This window comes from Achromobacter insolitus (assembly GCF_002209555.1).
GTDB lineage: Bacteria > Pseudomonadota > Gammaproteobacteria > Burkholderiales > Burkholderiaceae_B > Achromobacter > Achromobacter insolitus.
This window is the reverse complement of the sequence record NZ_NJIF01000011.1, coordinates 183,697-201,396: the sequence shown is the minus strand read 5'-3', so window position 1 is coordinate 201,396 and position 17,700 is coordinate 183,697. Positions and strand designations below refer to the sequence as shown.

The window sequence follows — 17,700 nt, the reverse complement described above, 5'->3', positions numbered from 1 at the left end:
ACCGAGTCATACGTCGCTACTCAAAGGAAGTGAGGTATGTGCTTAGACTTGACATCTAAGGTACTTCACTTCTAGTGAGCACTTGATTTCTTGTGCTTGCGATCAGGACGGGGTTTTAAGCCCAACCTAATCACTGTGCACTCGCATCAAGCGCCCACACTTATCGGTTGTTTAATTGTTAAAGAGCGGTACTGCTAAATTCGGTACTACTTACTGCCCACTGGCAGCGGCGCCTGCTTTCGCTAGCGCTACGTTGTCAGCAGCAGAGAAACGAGATTATGAAGAAGTTTTTTTAGCTTGTCAAGTTAGCGTCACAACCTTCGTTTCGCTCACTTGGCTTGCAACCTCTTCAGGTCCGCCTCTCTTAGCAGCTATCGAAATATCAGGGTTAACCCTAAGTTTTCGGCAACTGCCAAGCCTGAAACTTTAACACAACTTTTGCAGATTATGCAACCGGCTTTTGCCTGACTTGCATTCTTTCCTGCAACATCGCAGCGGCTTTCGCCAGAGCGCTGACCCTGAAATCCAGGGGTTGGTTATTGCAACAGCCGGTTGGCGATATAAGGGTAAACCCTTTGTTTACATCGCCAGCCAAGCCCAAGACTATAGCACGATTTTTGCAAACTGCGCAACCGGCTTCTGCCTAATTTGCTGCAATTCATGCAATAACCGCATCGCTTTCATTTCTGACCGCTTGCGGCAGGCCGGCTTGGTTACCCGTGTCGCCCTGTGTGCTTGCTTGGCCTTCGCGCCTCAAAAACCGACCGAATCGCGAAGGAGCGAGACTATAGCACGGAAATTTGCCCATTCCATGAAGATGGCACCCATTTTTCAAAAAGATGAAGTTTTCTGGGGACGGGCTTAAATGAGGGGCGCTCCTTCCCTATATATAGAGAGCCAGGCCGGGGAGGAGGAATCCAACAGGCCGGCGGCAAGTTGCCACTCGCGGCACGCACGCTTATATATAGAGCAATACGCAAGCCTCCGCGGCCACACCAAAAGATCAGAGCCTCAGCTCTGTCGTCTCTTTGATCTGCTGAAGCGCGAAGAACGAACGCATGTCGACTACTGCGGGATGGCGCATCAAGGTGTCCATGGCGAATCGGGAGAAATGCGCGAGATCGGCGACCTGTATGCGCAGCAGGTAATCCATGTCGCCAGACATGGCATAGCACTCGACCACCTCCGGCCACAGCTGCACGTCGCGGGCGAAGTCGCTCATGGGCGCGTGACTGGATCCGCTGTGCTTGTTCAAGCGGATGTTCACGTACGCAAGCAGGCCCAAGCCAACCTTCTTCGCGTCGATAAGCGCCACGTACTTCTTGATGAAACCCTTCTCTTCCAGCCTCCGGACTCGTCGCAGACAGGGACTGGGCGAAAGCGACACACGGTCGGCCAGTTCCTGGTTGCTGAGCCGCCCATCCCGCTGCAACTCGGCCAAAATCCGTATATCTGTCCTATCTAGCTCAATGTCAGACATTTTTAGCCCTGAATATTTTTTCTACGGCAATATTATTGCTCAACTAGCTAGCTTTCGCGACACGTTTGCAATTGTCTGCCCGTCGTTCCTTCCTACAATCTCCGTCTAGACTTGAAGAACAAGTCGTCCTTAAAAATGATGCAAGGGAGCAGACTTATGAGCAGCGCTTTCCAACCCTGGGACAACCCGATGGGCACCGCCGGGTTCGAGTTCATTGAATACGCCGCGCCGGACCCCGCCGCACTGCGCAAGGTGTTCGAGCTGCTGGGCTTCAAGGCCATTGCCAAACACCGCCACAAGGATGTGACCCTGTATCGCCAGGGCGGTGTGAACTTCCTGATCAACGCCGAGCCGGATTCTTTCGCCCAGCGTTTCGCGCGCCTGCATGGACCGTCGATCTGTGCGATCGGCTTTCGCGTGCAGGACGCCAATGCCGCCTACAAGCGCGCCCTGGAGCTCGGCGCCTGGGGCTTCGATTCGCATAGCGGCCCGATGGAACTGAACATTCCGGCCATCAAGGGCATCGGCGATTCGCTGATCTACCTGGTGGACCGCTGGACCGGCAAGGACGGCCATGGCGGTATCGGCGACATCAGCATCTATGACGTGGACTTCGTGCCGGTGGACCCGCAGAACGCCCAGGCCGACCTGAATCATCGCGGTGCCGGCCTGACCCTTGTGGATCACCTGACGCACAACGTGCACAAGGGCCGCATGGCAGAGTGGGCGGAGTTCTACGAGCGCCTCTTCAATTTCCGCGAAGTGCGCTACTTCGACATCGAGGGCAAGGTGACGGGCGTGAAGTCCAAGGCCATGACCTCCCCCTGCGGCAACATCCGCATTCCGATCAACGAAGAAGGCACGGAAGAAAAGGGCCAGATCCAGGAATACCTGGACCTGTACCGAGGCGAAGGCATCCAGCATATCGCCATGGCCACGGAAGATATCTACGCCACTATCGAGGCGTTGCGCCAGAATGGCGTGGTGTTCCTGGATACGCCGGAGACCTATTACGAGTTGCTGGACCGCCGCCTGCCGAACCACGGCGAGGACGTAGCGCGCCTGCAAAAGAATCGCATCCTGCTGGACGGCGCCCCCGGCGGCGGACTGCTGCTGCAGATTTTCACTGAAAACCAGATCGGCCCGATCTTCTTCGAGATCATCCAGCGCAAGGGCAACGATGGCTTCGGCGAAGGCAATTTCAAAGCCTTGTTCGAGTCGATTGAACTGGACCAGATGCGCCGGGGCGTCGTGAAGACCGTCGAGTAAAGACTTCCCCCGCCAGCGTCCGGTGCTCGGGCATCGACGCTGGCCTTGAAACCTCACCCCAGGGTGAGGTTTTTTTTGCCTGCTACTTCTGCAGTCGGTCCTGGAATTGCTTACGGAACTTGGCGACCTTCGGCGCAATCACGAACTGGCAATAGCCTTGCTCTGGATGCAGGGCAAAGTAATCGCGGTGATAGTCTTCAGCCGGCCAGAATTTGGCGGGTGCCAGCAGGTGCGTCACGATAGGCGCATCGTAGATTTTCTGGGCTTCGACTTCGGCGATGACCGCTTGAGCCTGTTCGCGCTGCGTTTCGTTCTGCCAGAAGATGGCCGATTCGTACTGCGGACCGACGTCGTTGCCCTGACGACCAGGGGTGGTGGGATCGTGGGTCGCGAAGAACACGCGCAGCAGATCGCTGTAAGACAGTTCGGCGGGATCGAACTCGACGCGAGCCACTTCGATGTGACCTGTATCCTTGCCGCAAACCTGTTCATAGCTGGGGTTGTCCACATGCCCGCCGCTGTAGCCGGGCAGCACGCTCCTGACGCCGCGCAGATCGGTGAACACCGCTTCGACGCACCAGAAGCAGCCGCCGCCGAGTACGGCGACTTCATTGCCCGGAGAGGGTTGTTCTGACATGACGGTTCCTTATTGATAGGCGGCCGCGAACTGCGGCCAGACGCCCGGATTTCATGCGTGGGCGCAGGAGAATAAGACTACTGCTTGGGCGGTGCCAGCGACAAGATCCATTCAGCAAGCGCCCGGGCATCATCCTGGCTGACCTGGGTTTGCGCAGGCATGGGCACCGCGCCCCAGGCGCCTCTGCCGCCCCCGCGTATCTTGCCGGCCAGGTAATCGACCATGGCGTCGCCCTGCCCCGCATAGCGCTCGGCCACACTCTTGAGGGGCGGCCCCACGCGCTTGGCTTCGACTTGATGGCATGCCATACAGGCCTTGTTTTTGGCCAGGTCCAGCCCGGTGGTTTGCGCTTGCGCCGCCCCCGCGCCCAGGACGCAGGCGGCGGCCAACAACAGACTACTCTTCAAATGCATCGGTAACTGCCCCACGGCTCGCGGTGCTGGCGAGCTTGCCGAACTTGGCAAGCACACCGCGTGTATAACGCGGCCGGGGCTGAACCCAGGCCTGGCGACGAGCCGCCATCTCTTCGTCGCTGATATTGAGCTGCAACAGCAGCTTGTGGGCATCGATGGTAACCGAATCGCCCTCGCGGATCAGCGCGATAGGCCCTCCGACGAAAGCCTCCGGCGCGACATGGCCAACCACCATGCCCCAGGTTCCGCCTGAGAAGCGCCCGTCCGTGATCAACCCTACCGTTTCACCCAGCCCCTGGCCGACCAGCGCGGAGGTGGGCGCCAGCATTTCGCGCATGCCTGGGCCACCCTTGGGGCCTTCGTAGCGGATGACCACGACATCGCCATCGCGGATCTCGCGCGCCATGATGGCCGTCATGGCGTCGTCTTCCGAGTCGAAGACACGCGCGGGTCCGGTGATGACCGGGTTCTTCAGACCGGTGATCTTGGCGACGCAACCTTCTGGCGAGAGATTGCCTTTCAAGATGGCGAGATGGCCCTGGGGATACAGCGCCCGATCCAGCGACATGATCACGTCCTGGTCCGCCCTGGGCGCGTCAGGCACGGCGGCCAGCGTTTCCGCGATGGTCTTGCCTGTGATGGTGATGCAGTCTCCATGCAGCAGGCCTGCATTGAGCAATAGCTTCATGACCTGAGGAATGCCGCCGGCGCGATGCAGGTCCGTGGCGACGTATTTGCCAGAAGGCTTCAGGTCGCACAGCACGGGCACGCGCTTGCGGATACGTTCGAAATCGTCGATGGTCCAAGGGACTTCGGCGGCATGGGCTATTGCCAGGAAGTGCAGGACGGCGTTGGTGGAACCGCCCGTGGCCATGATGACGGACACTGCATTCTCAATGGATTCACGCGTGATGATGTCCCGCGGCCGCAGCCCTTGTCTGACGGCCTCGACCAACACACGCGCCGACTCCGCGGCGGAGGCGACTTTTTCCTCGTCCTCGTTGGCCATGGTGCTGGAGTAAGGCAGGCTCATGCCCATGGCCTCGAACGCGGAGCTCATGGTGTTGGCCGTATACATGCCGCCACAGGATCCCGAGCCCGGAATTGCGCACTTTTCGATCTGCTTGAAATCTTCTTCGGGCATGCGGCCCATGGTGTATTCGCCCACGGCCTCGAAAACGGAAACGATGGTCAGGTCGTTGCCCTTGTAGTGGCCAGGCTTGATGGTGCCGCCATAGACATAGATGCCGGGAACGTTCGTGCGCGCCAGGGCAATCATGCCGCCAGGCATGTTCTTGTCACAACCACCGATCACCACCACGCCGTCCATCCACTGGCCTTGCGCGGCTGTTTCGATGCAGTCTGCAATGACTTCGCGGGACACCAGCGAGTACTTCATGCCCTCGGTGCCCATGGACATGCCGTCTGAAATGGTGGGCGTGCCGAATACCTGCGGATTGGCGCGGGACGCGCGAATGGCATCGATGGCGGCATCGGCCAGGCGCTGCAAGCCGCTATTGCACGGCGTGATCGTTGAATGGCCATTGGCCACGCCGATCATGGGATTTTCGAAATCCGTTTCCTGATAGCCCAGCGCGTAATACATGGCGCGGTTGGGCGCGCGCGCGACACCGTGAGTGATGTGGCGGGAACGTTCGTTATGCGGCATGGTCTGTCTCCTGTCGGCCGTCGGGGCTCGGACGTGGCGACCGCCCCGGGAAGCTGGCTCGCTTGCGCGCGAATCTTCAATGCTCGCCGGTTATTATCATTCAACTTTATTGTGTCGGGCAGAACATGCTGCAATATCCCCAATTTGATCCCGTCGCCCTGCAGATCGGGCCGCTTGCCATCCACTGGTACGGACTGATGTACCTGGTGGGCTTCGCCCTGGTGTACCTGCTGGGACGCCGGCGCATCACCTCCGGCCACACTACCTCGCTGAACGTGAAGGACCTGGAAGACCTGATCTTCTACAGCGTGCTGGGCGTGGTGCTGGGCGGGCGGCTGGGCTATGTGCTGTTCTACAAGCCCTCCTATTACCTGTCCCACCCGCTGGAAGTGCTGTACCTGTGGCAAGGCGGCATGTCGTTCCACGGCGGCCTGATCGGCGTGATCGTGGTGATGCTGCTGTTCGCGCGCAAGAAGAAGCTGCCGTTCTTCGCGGTGAGCGACTTCATCGCGCCGCTGATCCCGCTGGGGCTGGGCTTTGGGCGCCTGGGCAATTTCATCAATGGCGAACTCTGGGGCCGCCCCACCGATGTGCCGTGGGCAATGGTGTTTCCGGGCAGCGGCGATGGCCTGCCGCGCCATCCGTCGCAACTCTATGAGCTGGGCCTGGAAGGCATCGTGCTGTTTGCGCTGCTGTGGTGGTTTTCCAGCAAGCCGCGCCCACTGGGGCAAGTGAGCGGGCTCTTCCTGATGGGTTACGGAACGTTCCGCTTCCTCGTGGAATTCACCCGCGAGCCTGACAACTTCCTGGGCCTGCTCGCGGGCGGATTGAGCATGGGACAGTGGCTGTCCCTGCCGATGGTCGCCTTGGGCGCCATCATGTTCAGCCTTACTGCAAAACGATCGTCCCGTTGACCGCAATGCTGACCGTGACGTTGCCCGCTTCCAGGGGCACGTCCGGGCTATAGCCGCCGGAGGCGTCCTTGGCCATGGCGGCGGCGCCCATCATGCGCGGCATGGGCACTGCGCCGCCCGAGCCGCCCAGTTCGAGCTTGGACAGGCGGTAACCCGAGAAGCCGAAAGCGTTGGCCGCGGCCAGCGCGCGGTCCTTGAAGGCCTGCGCGGCTTCCTTGAGCAGCTTGCGCTCTTCGGCCTCGCGCGCCTCGCGCGACAGCAAGAAGCTGATGTTGGAGATGGCTGTCTTGTCGGACAGCTTGGAAGCCAACGCAGCCGCGGCTTCGAAGTTCTTGGATTCCAGAATCACCTCGCCCTGGCCACGCCAGGAACTGATCTTGCCTTTGCTGGAGGTGTTCGGCCAGACGTTGTAGCCGCCGGTACGCACCTCGACGTCCTTGACGTCGCGCGCGCGCTTGATCACGTCATCCAGGGCGGCAGTCAACTTCTTGCCCGCGGCCGGTTGATCCTGCGCTTCAACTTCGGCCGACAAGGAAATGCGGACCGTGTCTTGCTTGACCTCGGAAGACGCCGTGGCCTGCAGGGTCAATTCCGGAGCGCGGCTGGCAGAGGCTTCGGCGGCGGCGGGGGCCGGGGCCTGCGCGTGGACGAGCGGCGCAGCACTCAGAGCGGCCACGGTTGCGCACGCCGCGCCGAGTTTGGTCAGCGAGAAAACAGGGTGTTTGAACATGGACTGGTCCTAGGAGGGAGGACGGAGGGGAGAGATGAGGCGCCCGAGGCGGACCTGCTCTTGTGGCAGGCCCGCTGGGATAGATGCCCCGCCTGTGCCGTCAAGGCCGGCATCTCGAACCCTGAGGTTCAAGGTGGTCGCGTTCCGAAGAGCGTCGGGTTCGTCTACAGGAGACGATCACTCCAGCTCTGCACTCCCGCAACCAATATGCCATAAGACATAGGTTCAGAGAATGTATGGCCTAGTCACGAACACGGCAGGGACAAACTGAAAATACTTGAGTACTGCTTCATGAACTGTCAGAGCAGTTTTTCCTGACCCGACAAGGCGTCATCGAGTACTGCGTTCATGTCCTCGATTCTACGCTTGAAGTCGCCGACCGCCAAACCGCCCAGCGGACCATCGGGTGCTTTCATGGCGAGCAGCTCGCCCGCGACTTGCAACGCGGCCATCACGGCGATGCGTTCATTGCTGGAGACCTTGCCCGTGCCCTGGATGCGCAGCATCAGCTGGTCCACATGGCGCACAGCGGCCAACAGGGTCGGCTTTTCTTCGGCGGAACACGCCAGGGAATAGTCGCGTCCCAGTATGGTGACATCTACGCGTTCCATCAGTGTTGCTCTCCAGACGGTGCGCCCGGCAAGCGGGCCAGCACGGCGTCAATGCGCTCACGGGCCGATGCGGCGGCCACGCGCAAGCGCTGTAATTCGGTGTCGCGGGTCTGCAAGTTGCCTTGCAATTCGGTCTCGCGGGCGGAGAAACGCGATTCGAGCGATTGGCGCTCGGCGGTTTCGCGGGCCAGTTGCTCGCGCAGCGCAGCCTCGGCCTGCTGGGCCTGCTCGAGCATGGCGGAGACCGCGCCATCGTGATCCTGAAGCTTGCTCTGCAGCGTGACGATTTCGGCCTCGCGCTCGGCGGCGCGTTGCTTGAGCACGCGTTGCTCAGCTTCGGTTTCATTCAGGCGTTGGCGCAACGCGTCACGCTCTGCGTGGAGTTGGCGGGTGCGTTGCACCAGTTGCCCTATGCGGGCGGCGAGTTGGTCTAGATCTTGCAGCATGGGCGCTATCGTAAACCATCCTGAGTTGAACGGGGTCCCTTCACGCAAGGTGAGAAACCCGGCAATATTCAGTAGGATTTATCCCTCCCTCATCCGAACGCCACGCATCCGGCCGATCCTGCTTTCGTCTTTCTTTCTATAAACTTTCACTTAGCTTTCAAAAAGCCCTCAAACTTCCTGGCCCGTTACAACTCGGGGTCGGGAGTTCCCGAATTCTAGGGAAAACCCCAGCCTTTCACCGACCTTACAGGGTTTGCAGCGTGCCGGGCGTCCATTACCATTCGCCCTTTCAAGAATCCTAGCCTTACCTTTCATAAGAACAAATGGCACCCTGAAGTGCCTTTTTTGTGCCTGTCACTCGCCTGTCGGCGGGATTGGCCACAGACCTTTTTATCTACATGCTGTAAACAGGAGCCAACCAATCATGCAGCTACGCAATCGACAGGACTTCTGGTCGGGGGTGATGTTCATCGCCCTTGGACTGGGATTCGCCTGGCAGGCCAGCAGCTACCAAATGGGTACTGCCGCCCGAATGGGCCCAGGGTATTTTCCTTTCTGGCTAGGCATTGTTCTGGCATTGCTGGGCGCCATCGTGCTGCTTGGCTCGCTGTCCAAGAAGGCCCACGAGACCCACGTCGACAAGTTCGACTGGCGCATCGTTTTCCTGGTGGTCGGATCGGTCGTGCTCTACGGCTTCATCCTCAAACTGCTGGGCATCTACATTTCGGTATTCGTCCTGGTTGTCGTCAGCAGCCTGGCCAGCCATGAGTTCAGCTTGAAGGTCGCCGTCGCCAACGCGATCTTCCTGGTGGTGTTCTCGTATCTGGCATTCGTCAAGGGGCTGGGGCTGATTTTCCCGCTGTGGCCGTCCTTTCTGGGCATGAACTAAGGAGCCTTCGGTCATGGAATTGTTTGACAACCTCATGCTGGGCTTCTCGGTCGCGTTCACGCCCGAGAACCTCGCCTACGCCTTGCTGGGCTGCATCCTGGGCACGCTGATTGGCGTGCTCCCGGGCATCGGCCCCGTCCCGACCATTGCAATGCTGCTGCCGATCACGTACGTGCTGCCCCCGGTCGCCGGTCTGATCATGCTGGCGGGTATTTATTACGGCGCCCAATACGGCGGCTCCACGACGGCAATTCTTGTGGCATTGCCAGGGGAAACGTCCGCGGTGGTGACCGTGCTGGACGGTCACCAGATGGCCCGCAACGGCCGCGCTGGCGCAGCACTGGCAATCGCCGCGCTGGGTTCGTTCTTCGCAGGTTGCGTGGCCACGCTGCTGCTGGCCGCCTTCGCGCCCCCGCTGGCTGAAGTCGCGTTCAAGTTCGGCCCCGCCGAGTACTTCTCGCTGATGTGCCTGGGCTTGGTCGGCGCCGTGGTGCTGGCTTCGGGTTCGCTGCCCAAGGCAATCGCGATGATCCTGCTGGGCCTGCTGCTGGGCATGGTGGGCACCGACGTGAACTCGGGCGTCGCCCGCTTCGACTTCGGCATCCCCGAGCTGCAGGACGGCATCGACTTCGCCATCGTGGCCATGGGCGTGTTCGGCTTCGCCGAAATCATGACCAACCTCGAGCAGAAGGAAAACCGCGTCGACATCACCGACAAGATCGGCACGCTGTATCCCAACAAGCAGGAATTCAAGGAAGCTGCTCCCGCCGTGCTGCGTGGCACGGCCCTGGGTTCGGCCCTGGGCATCCTGCCGGGCGGTGGCGCCGTGCTGTCGTCGTTCGCGTCCTACACGCTGGAAAAGAAGATCTCGAAGAATCCGGAACGCTTCGGCAAGGGCCACCCGGCCGGCCTGGCTGGTCCGGAATCGGCGAACAACGCTGCCGCGCAGACTTCGTTCATCCCGCTGCTGACGCTGGGTATCCCGGGCAACGCCGTGATGGCGCTGATGGTCGGCGCCATGACCATCCACAACATCCAGCCCGGCCCGCAAGTCATGACGAGCCACCCCGAGCTGTTCTGGGGCCTGATCGCCTCGATGTGGATCGGCAACCTGATGCTGGTGGTGCTGAACCTGCCGCTGATCGGCCTGTGGGTCAAGCTGCTGAAGGTGCCCTACCGCATCCTGTTCCCGGCGATTCTGGTGTTCTGCACGATCGGCGTGTACTCGTTGAACTACAACACGTTCGACATCTTCACCACCGCCATCTTCGGCATCATCGGCTACGTGTGGTCCAAGCTGAAGTGCGAAGGCGCACCGCTGCTGCTGGGCCTGGTGCTGGGTCCCATGATGGAAGAGAACTTCCGTCGCGCCCTGCTGCTGTCGCGTGGTGACTTCACGACCTTCGTGACGCGTCCGCTGTCGGCCTCGCTGCTGGCCGTCGCCGTCTTCCTGGTGATCCTGGTGGCCCTGCCTGCGATCCGCAAGAAGCGCGAAGAGACCTTCGTCGAAGAAGACTAAAGCGCAGCCTGCCGCTGCATCGCGGCAGCCTCGCCCTGAAAACCCCCGGGTTCCGCCCGGGGGTTTTTCTTTGCGCGCGCAGAACGCCACCCGACAAATGAAACCAGGCAATACAAGTCGATACGGGTTATGTTCAAAGGCCGTTCAGCTACGTTAAGCTAGGGGTTTACCCCACGCGACGATTCGAGATGAATTTCAACTGGAACAACCCCTATCCCTCCACCCGCCGCCCCGTCTTCGCGCGCAACGTGGTCGCCACCTCGCAACCCTTGGCCGCTCAGGCCGGCCTGCGGATCCTGGCGCAGGGCGGAAACGCCGTCGATGCGGCGATCGCCGCGGCCGCCACGCTGGCCCTGACGGAACCCGTCAGCAACGGACTGGGATCGGATTGTTTCGCGATCGTCTGGGATGGCTCCAAGCTGCATGGTCTGAACGCGTCGGGCACGGCGCCCGCGGCGTGGAACATGGACTACTTCCGGCGCAAGCATCAGGGTGCCATTCCGGCCCGCGGCTGGGACAGCGTGACCGTGCCGGGTTGCGTGGCCGGCTGGGGCGCACTGCATGAAAAGCTGGGCCGCCTGGCTTACGCCGACGTCTTGGCGCCCGCCATCGAATATGCCGAGCGCGGTTTTGCCGTGTCGCCGATCGTGCAGGAAAAATGGGCGGCGCAGGCTGACCTGTTGCAGCCTCAGCCTGGCTTCGCCGAGCATTTCCTGCCTCGTGGCCGCGCGCCCCAGGTTGGAGAGCACTTCGTCCTGCAAGGCGCGGCGGCCACGCTCAAGCGCATTGCCGCCAGCGGCGGCAGGGACTTCTATGAAGGCGAGACCGCGCACAAGCTGGTGGCGCATGCCCAAGCCCACGACGCCGCACTGACGCTGGCCGATCTGCGCGATTACGCGCCGCAGTGGGTCACTCCGATCAGCCAGGCCTACCGCGGCCATACGCTGCACCAGATTCCCCCCAACGGCCAGGGCATTGCAGCCTTGATCGCCCTGGGCATCCTGCAGAACTTCGACGTGGCCGCCCGCCCAGTGGATCACGCCGAAACGCAACACCTGCTGATCGAGGCGATGAAGCTGGCCTTCGCCGATGTGTACGCACACGTGGGCGACGCGCGTCACATGCGCGTGACGCCCGAACAGATGCTGTCGCCGGACTACTTGGCGCAACGCGCACGCCTGATCGATCCCAATGCGGCGCAGGCCCACGCCAGCGGCCATGCGCCGCGCGGCGGCACCGTTTACCTGACGGCCGCAGACAAGTGCGGCATGATGGTCAGCTTCATCCAGTCGAACTACATGGGTTTTGGCTCCGGCGTGGTGGTGCCTGGCACGGGCGTCAGCCTGCAGAACCGCGGCCATTGCTTCAGTACAGACCCGGACCATCCCAATGCGGTAGCGGGCGGCAAGCGTCCCTTCCACACCATCATCCCCGGCTTCCTGATGCGCAACGGCGCGCCTGTCATGAGTTTTGGGGTCATGGGAGGCAATATGCAGCCCCAGGGGCAGGTCCAGGCGCTGGTCCGGATGCTGGACTACGGGCAGCAGCCACAGGCCGCCTGCGATGCGCCTCGCTGGAAGTGGAACCATGGGCTGTCGCTGGATGCAGAGGCCGGCCTGGCCTCCGCGGTTGCCGAGGGGCTGCGCGCCCGGGGCCACGTGCTCGAAAGCATGGCGGATCCCTACATGGACTTCGGCTCGGGCCAGTTCATCTGGCGTCTGGGCGATCCGGCCGTGGACGGCTATGTCAGCGCAAGCGACAGCCGTCGCGACGGACTCGCCGCAGGCTTTTGATTGCGTTAAGGTTAGGGCCTGTTTACAGGCGCCAGCGCCCCTGATGCCCCTAACCTCATAAAGCGGAGTCCCCTGCATGGCAACGATCGGTACCAAGAGCTACGACGCTGTCGTAGCCCAGAAAGTCACTTTCCTCGGATTGGGCGTCATGGGCCTGCCCATGGCCGGCCACCTGGCGCGCGCAGGGCATGACGTCACGGTCTACAACCGCACGCCTGCCAAGGCCCAGGCCTGGGTCGCGGAATTCGGCGGCAAGAGCGCCGCTACGCCTCGCGAAGCGGTCGCTGGCGCGCAGATCGTCTTTGCCTGCGTAGGCAACGATGACGACCTGCGCAGCGTCGTGCTGGGCCCGGACGGCGCCTTCGCCGGCATGGCGCCCGGCGCGGTATTCGTGGACCACACCACCGCGTCGGCCGACGTCGCGCGCGAACTCTATGCGCAAGCCAAGGACCTGGGCCTGAATTTCGTGGACGCTCCGGTGTCGGGCGGCCAGGCCGGCGCAGTCAATGGTGTGCTGACCATCATGTGCGGCGGCGAACAGGCCGTATTCGACGCGATCAAGCCCGTGGCGCAGTGCTTTGGCCGCGCCGTCACGCTCGTCGGGCCGCCCGGGGCTGGGCAACTGGCCAAGATGGTCAACCAGATTTGCATTGCCGGCGTGGTGCAGGGTCTGTCCGAGGCCGTGGCTTTCGGCCAGGCGGCCGACCTGGACATGAAGCTCGTGTTGGACGTGATCAGCAAGGGCGCGGCGCAAAGCTGGCAGATGGAGAACCGCGGCGGCACCATGGTCGATGACAAATTCGACTTCGGTTTCGCGGTGGACTGGATGCGCAAGGACCTGGGCCTGGTGCTGGCCGAGGCCCGTCACAACGGCGCGCGCCTGCCCCTGACTGCGCTGGTGGACCAGTTCTACGGCGACGTGCAAAAGATGGGCGGCGGCCGCTGGGACACTTCCAGCCTGATCAAGCGGCTGCGCGACTGAGCCCGACGCTTGCGGCAAGAAAAAAGGCGAGCCGCCAGGCTCGCCTTTGCTTTTGACGCCCGCGCTTACGCGGCCAGGCTGTCCTGCTGCGCGGCAGGCAGCAACGCATCGATGCGTTGCTTGGCTTGCGCCATGCCTTCCAGCGCGGCCACTTCACCCATGGCCATGCCTTCAGCGGCAATGAAAGTGACGTCATCCATGCCCAGGAAGGCGAGCATCTGACGCAGGTAAGGAGTCAGCGTGTCAGACGGCGTGCCCTCGGCCTTGCCGCCGCGAGCCGTCAGCACGAACACCTGCTTGCCCTTTACCAGGCCTTCCGGCACGCCTTCGGCGGTGTAGCGGAAGGTGATGCCGGCGCGGGCCAGATGGTCAAGATAGCTCTTGAACTGCGCGGGCATGTTGAAGTTGTAGACCGGAACGGCGAAGACGATGCGATCGGCTTGCATCAATTCGGCGACCAGTTCGTCGCTCATTTCAACCAGGCGTTGCTGTTCCACCGTACGGGCATCAGCCGGGGTAAACAGCGCGCCGGCAGTGTTGCCGTCGAAGTACGGAATGGGCTGCGCGCCAATGTCGCGGACCTTGATGACCGCGGCCGGATTGGACGCCTTGACGCGGTGGATCAGGTGATCGGCCAATTGCTTGCTGTTGGAACGATCGCCGAGAATAGAGGAAAGGATAACCAGGGTCTTCATTGCAAATTTCTCCAGTGATGGCCCGCTCACTGCGGGCGGTCAGGATCCGTAAGCGTTAGTCAGATCCCGAGTGCATGGACGTCACTGTAGACCGCTTAATTGTTCACATAAATCCGGTTATGATGAACTATTCGTTCCAGGAATAGAACAATCATGCAAGATCTCAATGACCTCTATTACTTTTCCCAAGTCGTCGAACAGGGGGGGTTCAGCGCCGCAGCCCGGGCGCTGGACATTCCGAAATCCCGCCTGTCGCGCCGGATCTCGCACCTGGAGGAAAGCCTGGGCGTGCGCCTGCTGCAACGCACGACGCGCCGCTTGCGCCTGACCTCGGCTGGCGAACGCTACCTGCACTATTGCCGCGAAATGGCCGCCTCGGCGCGCGCGGCGGACGATGCCATGCGGCAATTGCAGGCGGAGCCGACGGGCCCCGTGATCGTCAGCTGCCCCGTATCCATCGCGCAGGATGTGCTGTCGCCGCTATTGCCCGAATTCCTGGACGCCTGGCCGGCCGTGTCGGTGCAGTTGCTGGTGACCAACCGCCGCGTGGACCTGATCCGTGAAGGCGTAGACCTGGCGCTGCGCGTGCGCACCAAGCTGGATACGGACGCCGAGCTCGTCGTGCGTCACTTCGGTACGGCGCGCGGCACGCTGGTCGCCAGCCCCAGCTACCTGCAACGCCACGGCACGCCCGACACTCCCCAAGACCTCGCCACGCACACCACGCTGAGCTTCAGCGACCCGCAGAACGAGGTGCGCTGGCCCCTGCGCAACGACAAGGGCGAAGAAGTCCACGTGGAATTGAAGCCGCAATTGTCATGCAACGACTTCATCGTGTTGACCGAAGCGGCGGTGCGCGGCCGCGGCATCGCCCTGCTGCCTTCTATTGCCACGCACGAACAATTGCGGCGCGGCCAGCTGGTACAGGTTCTGCCCCAATGGCAATCGCCCGAAGGCATCGTGCATTGCATCTATCCGTCACGGCGGGGCATGATGCCCGCCGTACGCGCCCTGCTCGATTTCCTGTCTGAGCGCCTGCCCGCGATGTATCAACGGCTGGAAAAGGCGCCGCCGCTTCCGGCTCAATAGCCCCGCGAACGGTCCACCACGCCAGTGATGGCTTCGCCGCGCCGCAGCTGCTCGACCTTGCCCGCGATCTGCCGGATGCTTTCATCGCGCAAGGTGCGCGCCGCGATGTGGGGCGTGACGTGAACGCGCGCATCGCGCCAGAAGGCATGGTCCTTGGGCAGGGGTTCGGTATGGAAGACATCCAGCGTGGCGCCGTCGATCTCGCCTTCTTCGAGCATCTGCACGAGGTCATCCTCGACCAGGTGTTCGCCCCGGCCCACGTTGACCAGATGCGCATGCGGCAGAAGCTGGGACAGCGTGTCGCGATTGAGGATGCCGATGGTGTCCGGCGTAAGCGGCAGGACGTTCACCAGGAAGCGCGTGCGGGCCAGGAATGCCGGCAAGGCGGCTTCGCCCGCAAAGGATTCCACGCCGGGGATGTCGCGCGGCGACCGCGACCAGCCCGCCACGGGATAACCGAACTCGGCCAGGGTCTGCGCCACGCGTGCGCCCACCTGCCCCAACCCCAGCACGCCCACCGGCCAGTCGGCCTGCCGTGAACCTTCGCGGGTGTCCCAGTGCTGGCGGGCCTGTGCGTGGTCGAAGGCTTCGAAATCACGCGAGACGCGCAGCAGCGCGTACAACGCATATTCGGCCATCTGCACCGCCATGCCTGCGTCTTCCAGGCGGACGATCCGCACCTGCGGCGGGATCTCGGGCATTTTCAACAAGGCGTCAACGCCAGCGCCCAGGTTGAACAGTGTCGTCAGGCCGGTCTCGTGCTTGAAAAGTTCGGCTGGCGGCTTCCAGACCAGGGCGGCTTCTGCGCCGGAGGGCGGCCCGTCCGGGTTCCACACGGAAATGCGGCATCCGGGCATCGCGGCTTCCAGTAACGGAACCCAGGTGGCGGGATCGTGGTGGGGACAGGCGAAGAGTAGGTGCATGATGGCTATGTATGCTGGCTCGGGAAGCCTAAAGCATGAGGGATGCCGCCGCACAAATCAAACGGCCCGGCATGATGCCGGGCCGCTCGCAAACCTGCAGAAAAGCGCTTATGCCGCCTGCGGTACCCCCGGCTTGCCTTTGCCCTTGTTCTTGTTGCGACGCAGGAAGGCCCACACCTGCAACAGGACGAGCAAGGCGCTCGCGCCGATGAACCAGGCGCTGATCGGGCGTTCCACGAATACCGCGAGGTCGCCGCGCGACAGCAACAGCGCGCGACGGAAGTTCTCTTCGACCATCGGCCCCAGCACGAAGCCGAGCAGGATGGGCGCTACCGAAAACTCCAGGGTCATCAGGATGGCGCCGATCACGCCGAATGCCAGCACTTCCCAGATCTGGAAGAGACTGTTCTGCGTGCTGAACACCCCCACCGCGATGAAGAACAGCGCGGACGGGAACAGGTAGCGGTACGGCACCTGCAACAGTTTCACCCACACACCGATCAGCGGCACGTTCAGCACCATGAGCAGCACATTACCGACCCAGAAGCTGGCGATCAGGCCCCAGAAGATGTCCGGATGCTCGGTGATGAGCTGGGGACCGGGCTGGATGCCCTGGATCAGCAGCGCACCCAGGATCAGCGCCATCACTGCGTCGCCGGGAATGCCCAGGCTCATCGTCGGAATGAAGTCGACCTGCGTCTTGGAGTGCGACGACGCTTCGGGCGAAGCCACGCCGGCGATCATGCCGGTGCCGAACTTCTCGGGCGTCTTGGATATCTTGCGCTCCAGCGCATAGGCCACGAAGGTGGTGATCGTGGGCCCCGTGCCGGGCATGGCGCCAAACAGGGTGCCCACGGCCGTGCCGCGGACCATCGGCCAGAACGCGGTCTTGAGCTCCTGTTTGCTGGGCCGCATATCGCGCAGGCGCAGCTTGGCGCCGCTGCCGATGATGGTCATCCGGTTGACGCTCATCAGGAAGTCGGCCACGCCGAACAAGCCCATGGAGATCGCCACGAGTTCCAGGCCATCGGACAGATCCAGCAGCCCGAACGAGAATCGGATGGTACCGGTGTTCACGTCCGTGCCCACGACACCGCACATCAAGCCGAACAAGGTCATCGCCACGCCCTTGAGCGGAGAACCGCGCGACATCGTAGCGCCGGCCAGCAGGCCCAGCAGCATGATCGAGAAGATCTCGGTAGGGCCGAACTTGAAGGCGACTTCGACCAGCAGCGGCGACGCGAAGATCATGACGATGATCCCCACCGATGCGGCGAAAAATGAGCAAATCATCGTGATGCCCAGCGCCGTGCCTCCCTTGCCCTGCTTGGTCAGCGGATAGCCGTCCAGGCAGGTAACCGCGTGCGGCGGATGCGAAGGCAGGTTCAACAGGATTGCGCCGATGGCGCCGCCGTACTGCGAGCCGTAGAAAATACCCGCCAGCATCAGGATGGCGGGCACCGGATGCATCACGTAGGTCAGAGGCAGCAGAATGGAAATGGCCGACAGCGCGCCCATGCCGGGCAGCACGCCGATGAGGTTGCCCACCAGCACGCCGAAGAACGACCACATCAGGTTATGCCACTGGAAAGCGACGCCGAAGCCGTACCAGAGGTCCATCAAGGATTGGGAAATCATGGC

Annotated in this window: 17 protein-coding genes and 1 other RNA gene; 7 read left to right on the top strand and 11 right to left on the bottom strand. The window is 62.2% G+C overall.

Features of this window, described 5'->3' with window-relative positions; genetic code table 11:
- Positions 1-1,003: 1,003 nt before the first annotated feature.
- The gene (locus CEY08_RS26205; RefSeq protein WP_054458545.1) at positions 1,004-1,480 is read right to left on the bottom strand and encodes an Lrp/AsnC family transcriptional regulator; all 477 of its coding nucleotides are present in this window, start codon (positions 1,478-1,480) and stop codon (positions 1,004-1,006) included.
- A gap of 156 nt (positions 1,481-1,636) precedes the next feature.
- On the opposite strand from CEY08_RS26205, the gene hppD reads away from it, so the two are divergent.
- Positions 1,637-2,749, top strand: coding sequence for a 4-hydroxyphenylpyruvate dioxygenase (gene hppD, locus CEY08_RS26200; protein ID WP_042796403.1), 1,113 nt, complete (start codon positions 1,637-1,639; stop codon positions 2,747-2,749).
- Positions 2,750-2,831: 82 nt separating this feature from the next.
- On the opposite strand, the gene msrA is transcribed toward hppD, so the two are convergent.
- The 3 genes from msrA to ilvD all read right to left on the bottom strand — a co-directional run bounded on the left by msrA (position 2,832) and on the right by ilvD (position 5,468).
- A complete protein-coding gene (msrA, locus tag CEY08_RS26195; RefSeq protein WP_063639708.1) occupies positions 2,832-3,386 on the bottom strand; it encodes a peptide-methionine (S)-S-oxide reductase MsrA in 555 nt (184 codons plus the stop codon).
- 77 nt (positions 3,387-3,463) lie between these two features.
- Positions 3,464-3,799, bottom strand: coding sequence for a c-type cytochrome (locus CEY08_RS26190; RefSeq protein WP_076816290.1), 336 nt, complete (start codon positions 3,797-3,799; stop codon positions 3,464-3,466).
- The gene (gene ilvD / locus CEY08_RS26185) at positions 3,783-5,468 is read right to left on the bottom strand and encodes a dihydroxy-acid dehydratase (RefSeq protein ID WP_042796401.1); all 1,686 of its coding nucleotides are present in this window, start codon (positions 5,466-5,468) and stop codon (positions 3,783-3,785) included. The genes CEY08_RS26190 and ilvD overlap by 17 nt, the downstream gene beginning before the upstream one ends.
- Positions 5,469-5,593: 125 nt before the next feature.
- On the opposite strand from ilvD, the gene lgt reads away from it, so the two are divergent.
- Entirely contained in the window at positions 5,594-6,382 is a 789-nt protein-coding gene (lgt, locus tag CEY08_RS26180) for a prolipoprotein diacylglyceryl transferase (RefSeq protein WP_042796400.1), read from the top strand.
- On the opposite strand, the gene CEY08_RS26175 is transcribed toward lgt, so the two are convergent.
- From CEY08_RS26175 to CEY08_RS26160, 4 genes are all read right to left on the bottom strand, one after another.
- Complete coding sequence (locus CEY08_RS26175; RefSeq protein WP_076816292.1) at positions 6,357-7,112, bottom strand: SIMPL domain-containing protein; 756 nt, start codon at positions 7,110-7,112, stop codon at positions 6,357-6,359. The genes lgt and CEY08_RS26175 overlap by 26 nt on opposite strands.
- 81 nt (positions 7,113-7,193) lie before the next feature.
- Positions 7,194-7,378: non-coding RNA, 6S RNA (gene ssrS / locus CEY08_RS26170), on the bottom strand.
- Between the two features lie 33 nt (positions 7,379-7,411).
- On the bottom strand, positions 7,412-7,723 hold the full coding sequence (locus tag CEY08_RS26165; protein ID WP_006388757.1) for a cell division protein ZapA: 312 nt from the start codon (positions 7,721-7,723) through the stop codon (positions 7,412-7,414).
- Complete coding sequence (locus CEY08_RS26160; RefSeq protein ID WP_042796399.1) at positions 7,723-8,169, bottom strand: hypothetical protein; 447 nt, start codon at positions 8,167-8,169, stop codon at positions 7,723-7,725. Before CEY08_RS26160 ends, CEY08_RS26165 begins: the two co-directional genes overlap by 1 nt.
- A gap of 424 nt (positions 8,170-8,593) precedes the next feature.
- Here CEY08_RS26160 and CEY08_RS26155 point away from each other — a divergent pair, with 424 nt between their 5' ends.
- From CEY08_RS26155 to CEY08_RS26140, 4 genes are all read left to right on the top strand, one after another.
- On the top strand, positions 8,594-9,058 hold the full coding sequence (locus CEY08_RS26155; RefSeq protein WP_042796398.1) for a tripartite tricarboxylate transporter TctB family protein: 465 nt from the start codon (positions 8,594-8,596) through the stop codon (positions 9,056-9,058).
- A gap of 13 nt (positions 9,059-9,071) precedes the next feature.
- Positions 9,072-10,577, top strand: a complete 1,506-nt coding sequence (locus tag CEY08_RS26150) for a tripartite tricarboxylate transporter permease (RefSeq protein ID WP_063639711.1) — start codon at positions 9,072-9,074, stop codon at positions 10,575-10,577.
- A 188-nt stretch (positions 10,578-10,765) separates the two neighbouring features.
- Positions 10,766-12,370, top strand: a complete 1,605-nt coding sequence (locus CEY08_RS26145; RefSeq protein ID WP_076816295.1) for a gamma-glutamyltransferase family protein — start codon at positions 10,766-10,768, stop codon at positions 12,368-12,370.
- A gap of 76 nt (positions 12,371-12,446) precedes the next feature.
- Positions 12,447-13,352, top strand: a complete 906-nt coding sequence (locus CEY08_RS26140) for an NAD(P)-dependent oxidoreductase (RefSeq protein ID WP_042796396.1) — start codon at positions 12,447-12,449, stop codon at positions 13,350-13,352.
- 65 nt (positions 13,353-13,417) lie between these two features.
- Here CEY08_RS26140 and CEY08_RS26135 read toward each other — a convergent pair whose 3' ends face one another.
- Positions 13,418-14,047 carry an FMN-dependent NADH-azoreductase gene (locus CEY08_RS26135; protein ID WP_076816298.1) on the bottom strand — a complete coding sequence of 210 codons (630 nt, stop codon included), beginning with the start codon at positions 14,045-14,047 and terminating at the stop codon, positions 13,418-13,420.
- A 153-nt stretch (positions 14,048-14,200) separates the two neighbouring features.
- Here CEY08_RS26135 and CEY08_RS26130 point away from each other — a divergent pair, with 153 nt between their 5' ends.
- Complete coding sequence (locus tag CEY08_RS26130; protein WP_042796394.1) at positions 14,201-15,136, top strand: LysR family transcriptional regulator; 936 nt, start codon at positions 14,201-14,203, stop codon at positions 15,134-15,136.
- Here CEY08_RS26130 and CEY08_RS26125 read toward each other — a convergent pair.
- Both CEY08_RS26125 and CEY08_RS26120 read right to left on the bottom strand, forming a co-directional pair.
- Positions 15,130-16,059: a 2-hydroxyacid dehydrogenase gene (locus CEY08_RS26125; RefSeq protein ID WP_042796393.1), complete on the bottom strand. Its 930-nt coding sequence runs from the start codon at positions 16,057-16,059 to the stop codon at positions 15,130-15,132. The genes CEY08_RS26130 and CEY08_RS26125 overlap by 7 nt on opposite strands.
- 108 nt (positions 16,060-16,167) lie before the next feature.
- Positions 16,168-17,697 carry a tripartite tricarboxylate transporter permease gene (locus tag CEY08_RS26120; RefSeq protein ID WP_063639715.1) on the bottom strand — a complete coding sequence of 510 codons (1,530 nt, stop codon included), beginning with the start codon at positions 17,695-17,697 and terminating at the stop codon, positions 16,168-16,170.
- Positions 17,698-17,700: the final 3 nt, after the last annotated feature.

Bases quoted from the DNA above. Each gene is read 5' to 3' on its own strand.
- CEY08_RS26205 (WP_054458545.1), bottom strand. From the start codon at position 1,480: ATGTCTGACATTGAGCTAGATAGGACAGATATACGGATTTTGGCCGAG.
- hppD (WP_042796403.1), top strand. From the start codon at position 1,637: ATGAGCAGCGCTTTCCAACCCTGGGACAACCCGATGGGCACCGCCGGG.
- msrA (WP_063639708.1), bottom strand. From the start codon at position 3,386: ATGTCAGAACAACCCTCTCCGGGCAATGAAGTCGCCGTACTCGGCGGC.
- CEY08_RS26190 (WP_076816290.1), bottom strand. From the start codon at position 3,799: ATGCATTTGAAGAGTAGTCTGTTGTTGGCCGCCGCCTGCGTCCTGGGC.
- ilvD (WP_042796401.1), bottom strand. From the start codon at position 5,468: ATGCCGCATAACGAACGTTCCCGCCACATCACTCACGGTGTCGCGCGC.
- lgt (WP_042796400.1), top strand. From the start codon at position 5,594: ATGCTGCAATATCCCCAATTTGATCCCGTCGCCCTGCAGATCGGGCCG.
- CEY08_RS26175 (WP_076816292.1), bottom strand. From the start codon at position 7,112: ATGTTCAAACACCCTGTTTTCTCGCTGACCAAACTCGGCGCGGCGTGC.
- CEY08_RS26165 (WP_006388757.1), bottom strand. From the start codon at position 7,723: ATGGAACGCGTAGATGTCACCATACTGGGACGCGACTATTCCCTGGCG.
- CEY08_RS26160 (WP_042796399.1), bottom strand. From the start codon at position 8,169: ATGCTGCAAGATCTAGACCAACTCGCCGCCCGCATAGGGCAACTGGTG.
- CEY08_RS26155 (WP_042796398.1), top strand. From the start codon at position 8,594: ATGCAGCTACGCAATCGACAGGACTTCTGGTCGGGGGTGATGTTCATC.
- CEY08_RS26150 (WP_063639711.1), top strand. From the start codon at position 9,072: ATGGAATTGTTTGACAACCTCATGCTGGGCTTCTCGGTCGCGTTCACG.
- CEY08_RS26145 (WP_076816295.1), top strand. From the start codon at position 10,766: ATGAATTTCAACTGGAACAACCCCTATCCCTCCACCCGCCGCCCCGTC.
- CEY08_RS26140 (WP_042796396.1), top strand. From the start codon at position 12,447: ATGGCAACGATCGGTACCAAGAGCTACGACGCTGTCGTAGCCCAGAAA.
- CEY08_RS26135 (WP_076816298.1), bottom strand. From the start codon at position 14,047: ATGAAGACCCTGGTTATCCTTTCCTCTATTCTCGGCGATCGTTCCAAC.
- CEY08_RS26130 (WP_042796394.1), top strand. From the start codon at position 14,201: ATGCAAGATCTCAATGACCTCTATTACTTTTCCCAAGTCGTCGAACAG.
- CEY08_RS26125 (WP_042796393.1), bottom strand. From the start codon at position 16,059: ATGCACCTACTCTTCGCCTGTCCCCACCACGATCCCGCCACCTGGGTT.
- CEY08_RS26120 (WP_063639715.1), bottom strand. From the start codon at position 17,697: ATGATTTCCCAATCCTTGATGGACCTCTGGTACGGCTTCGGCGTCGCT.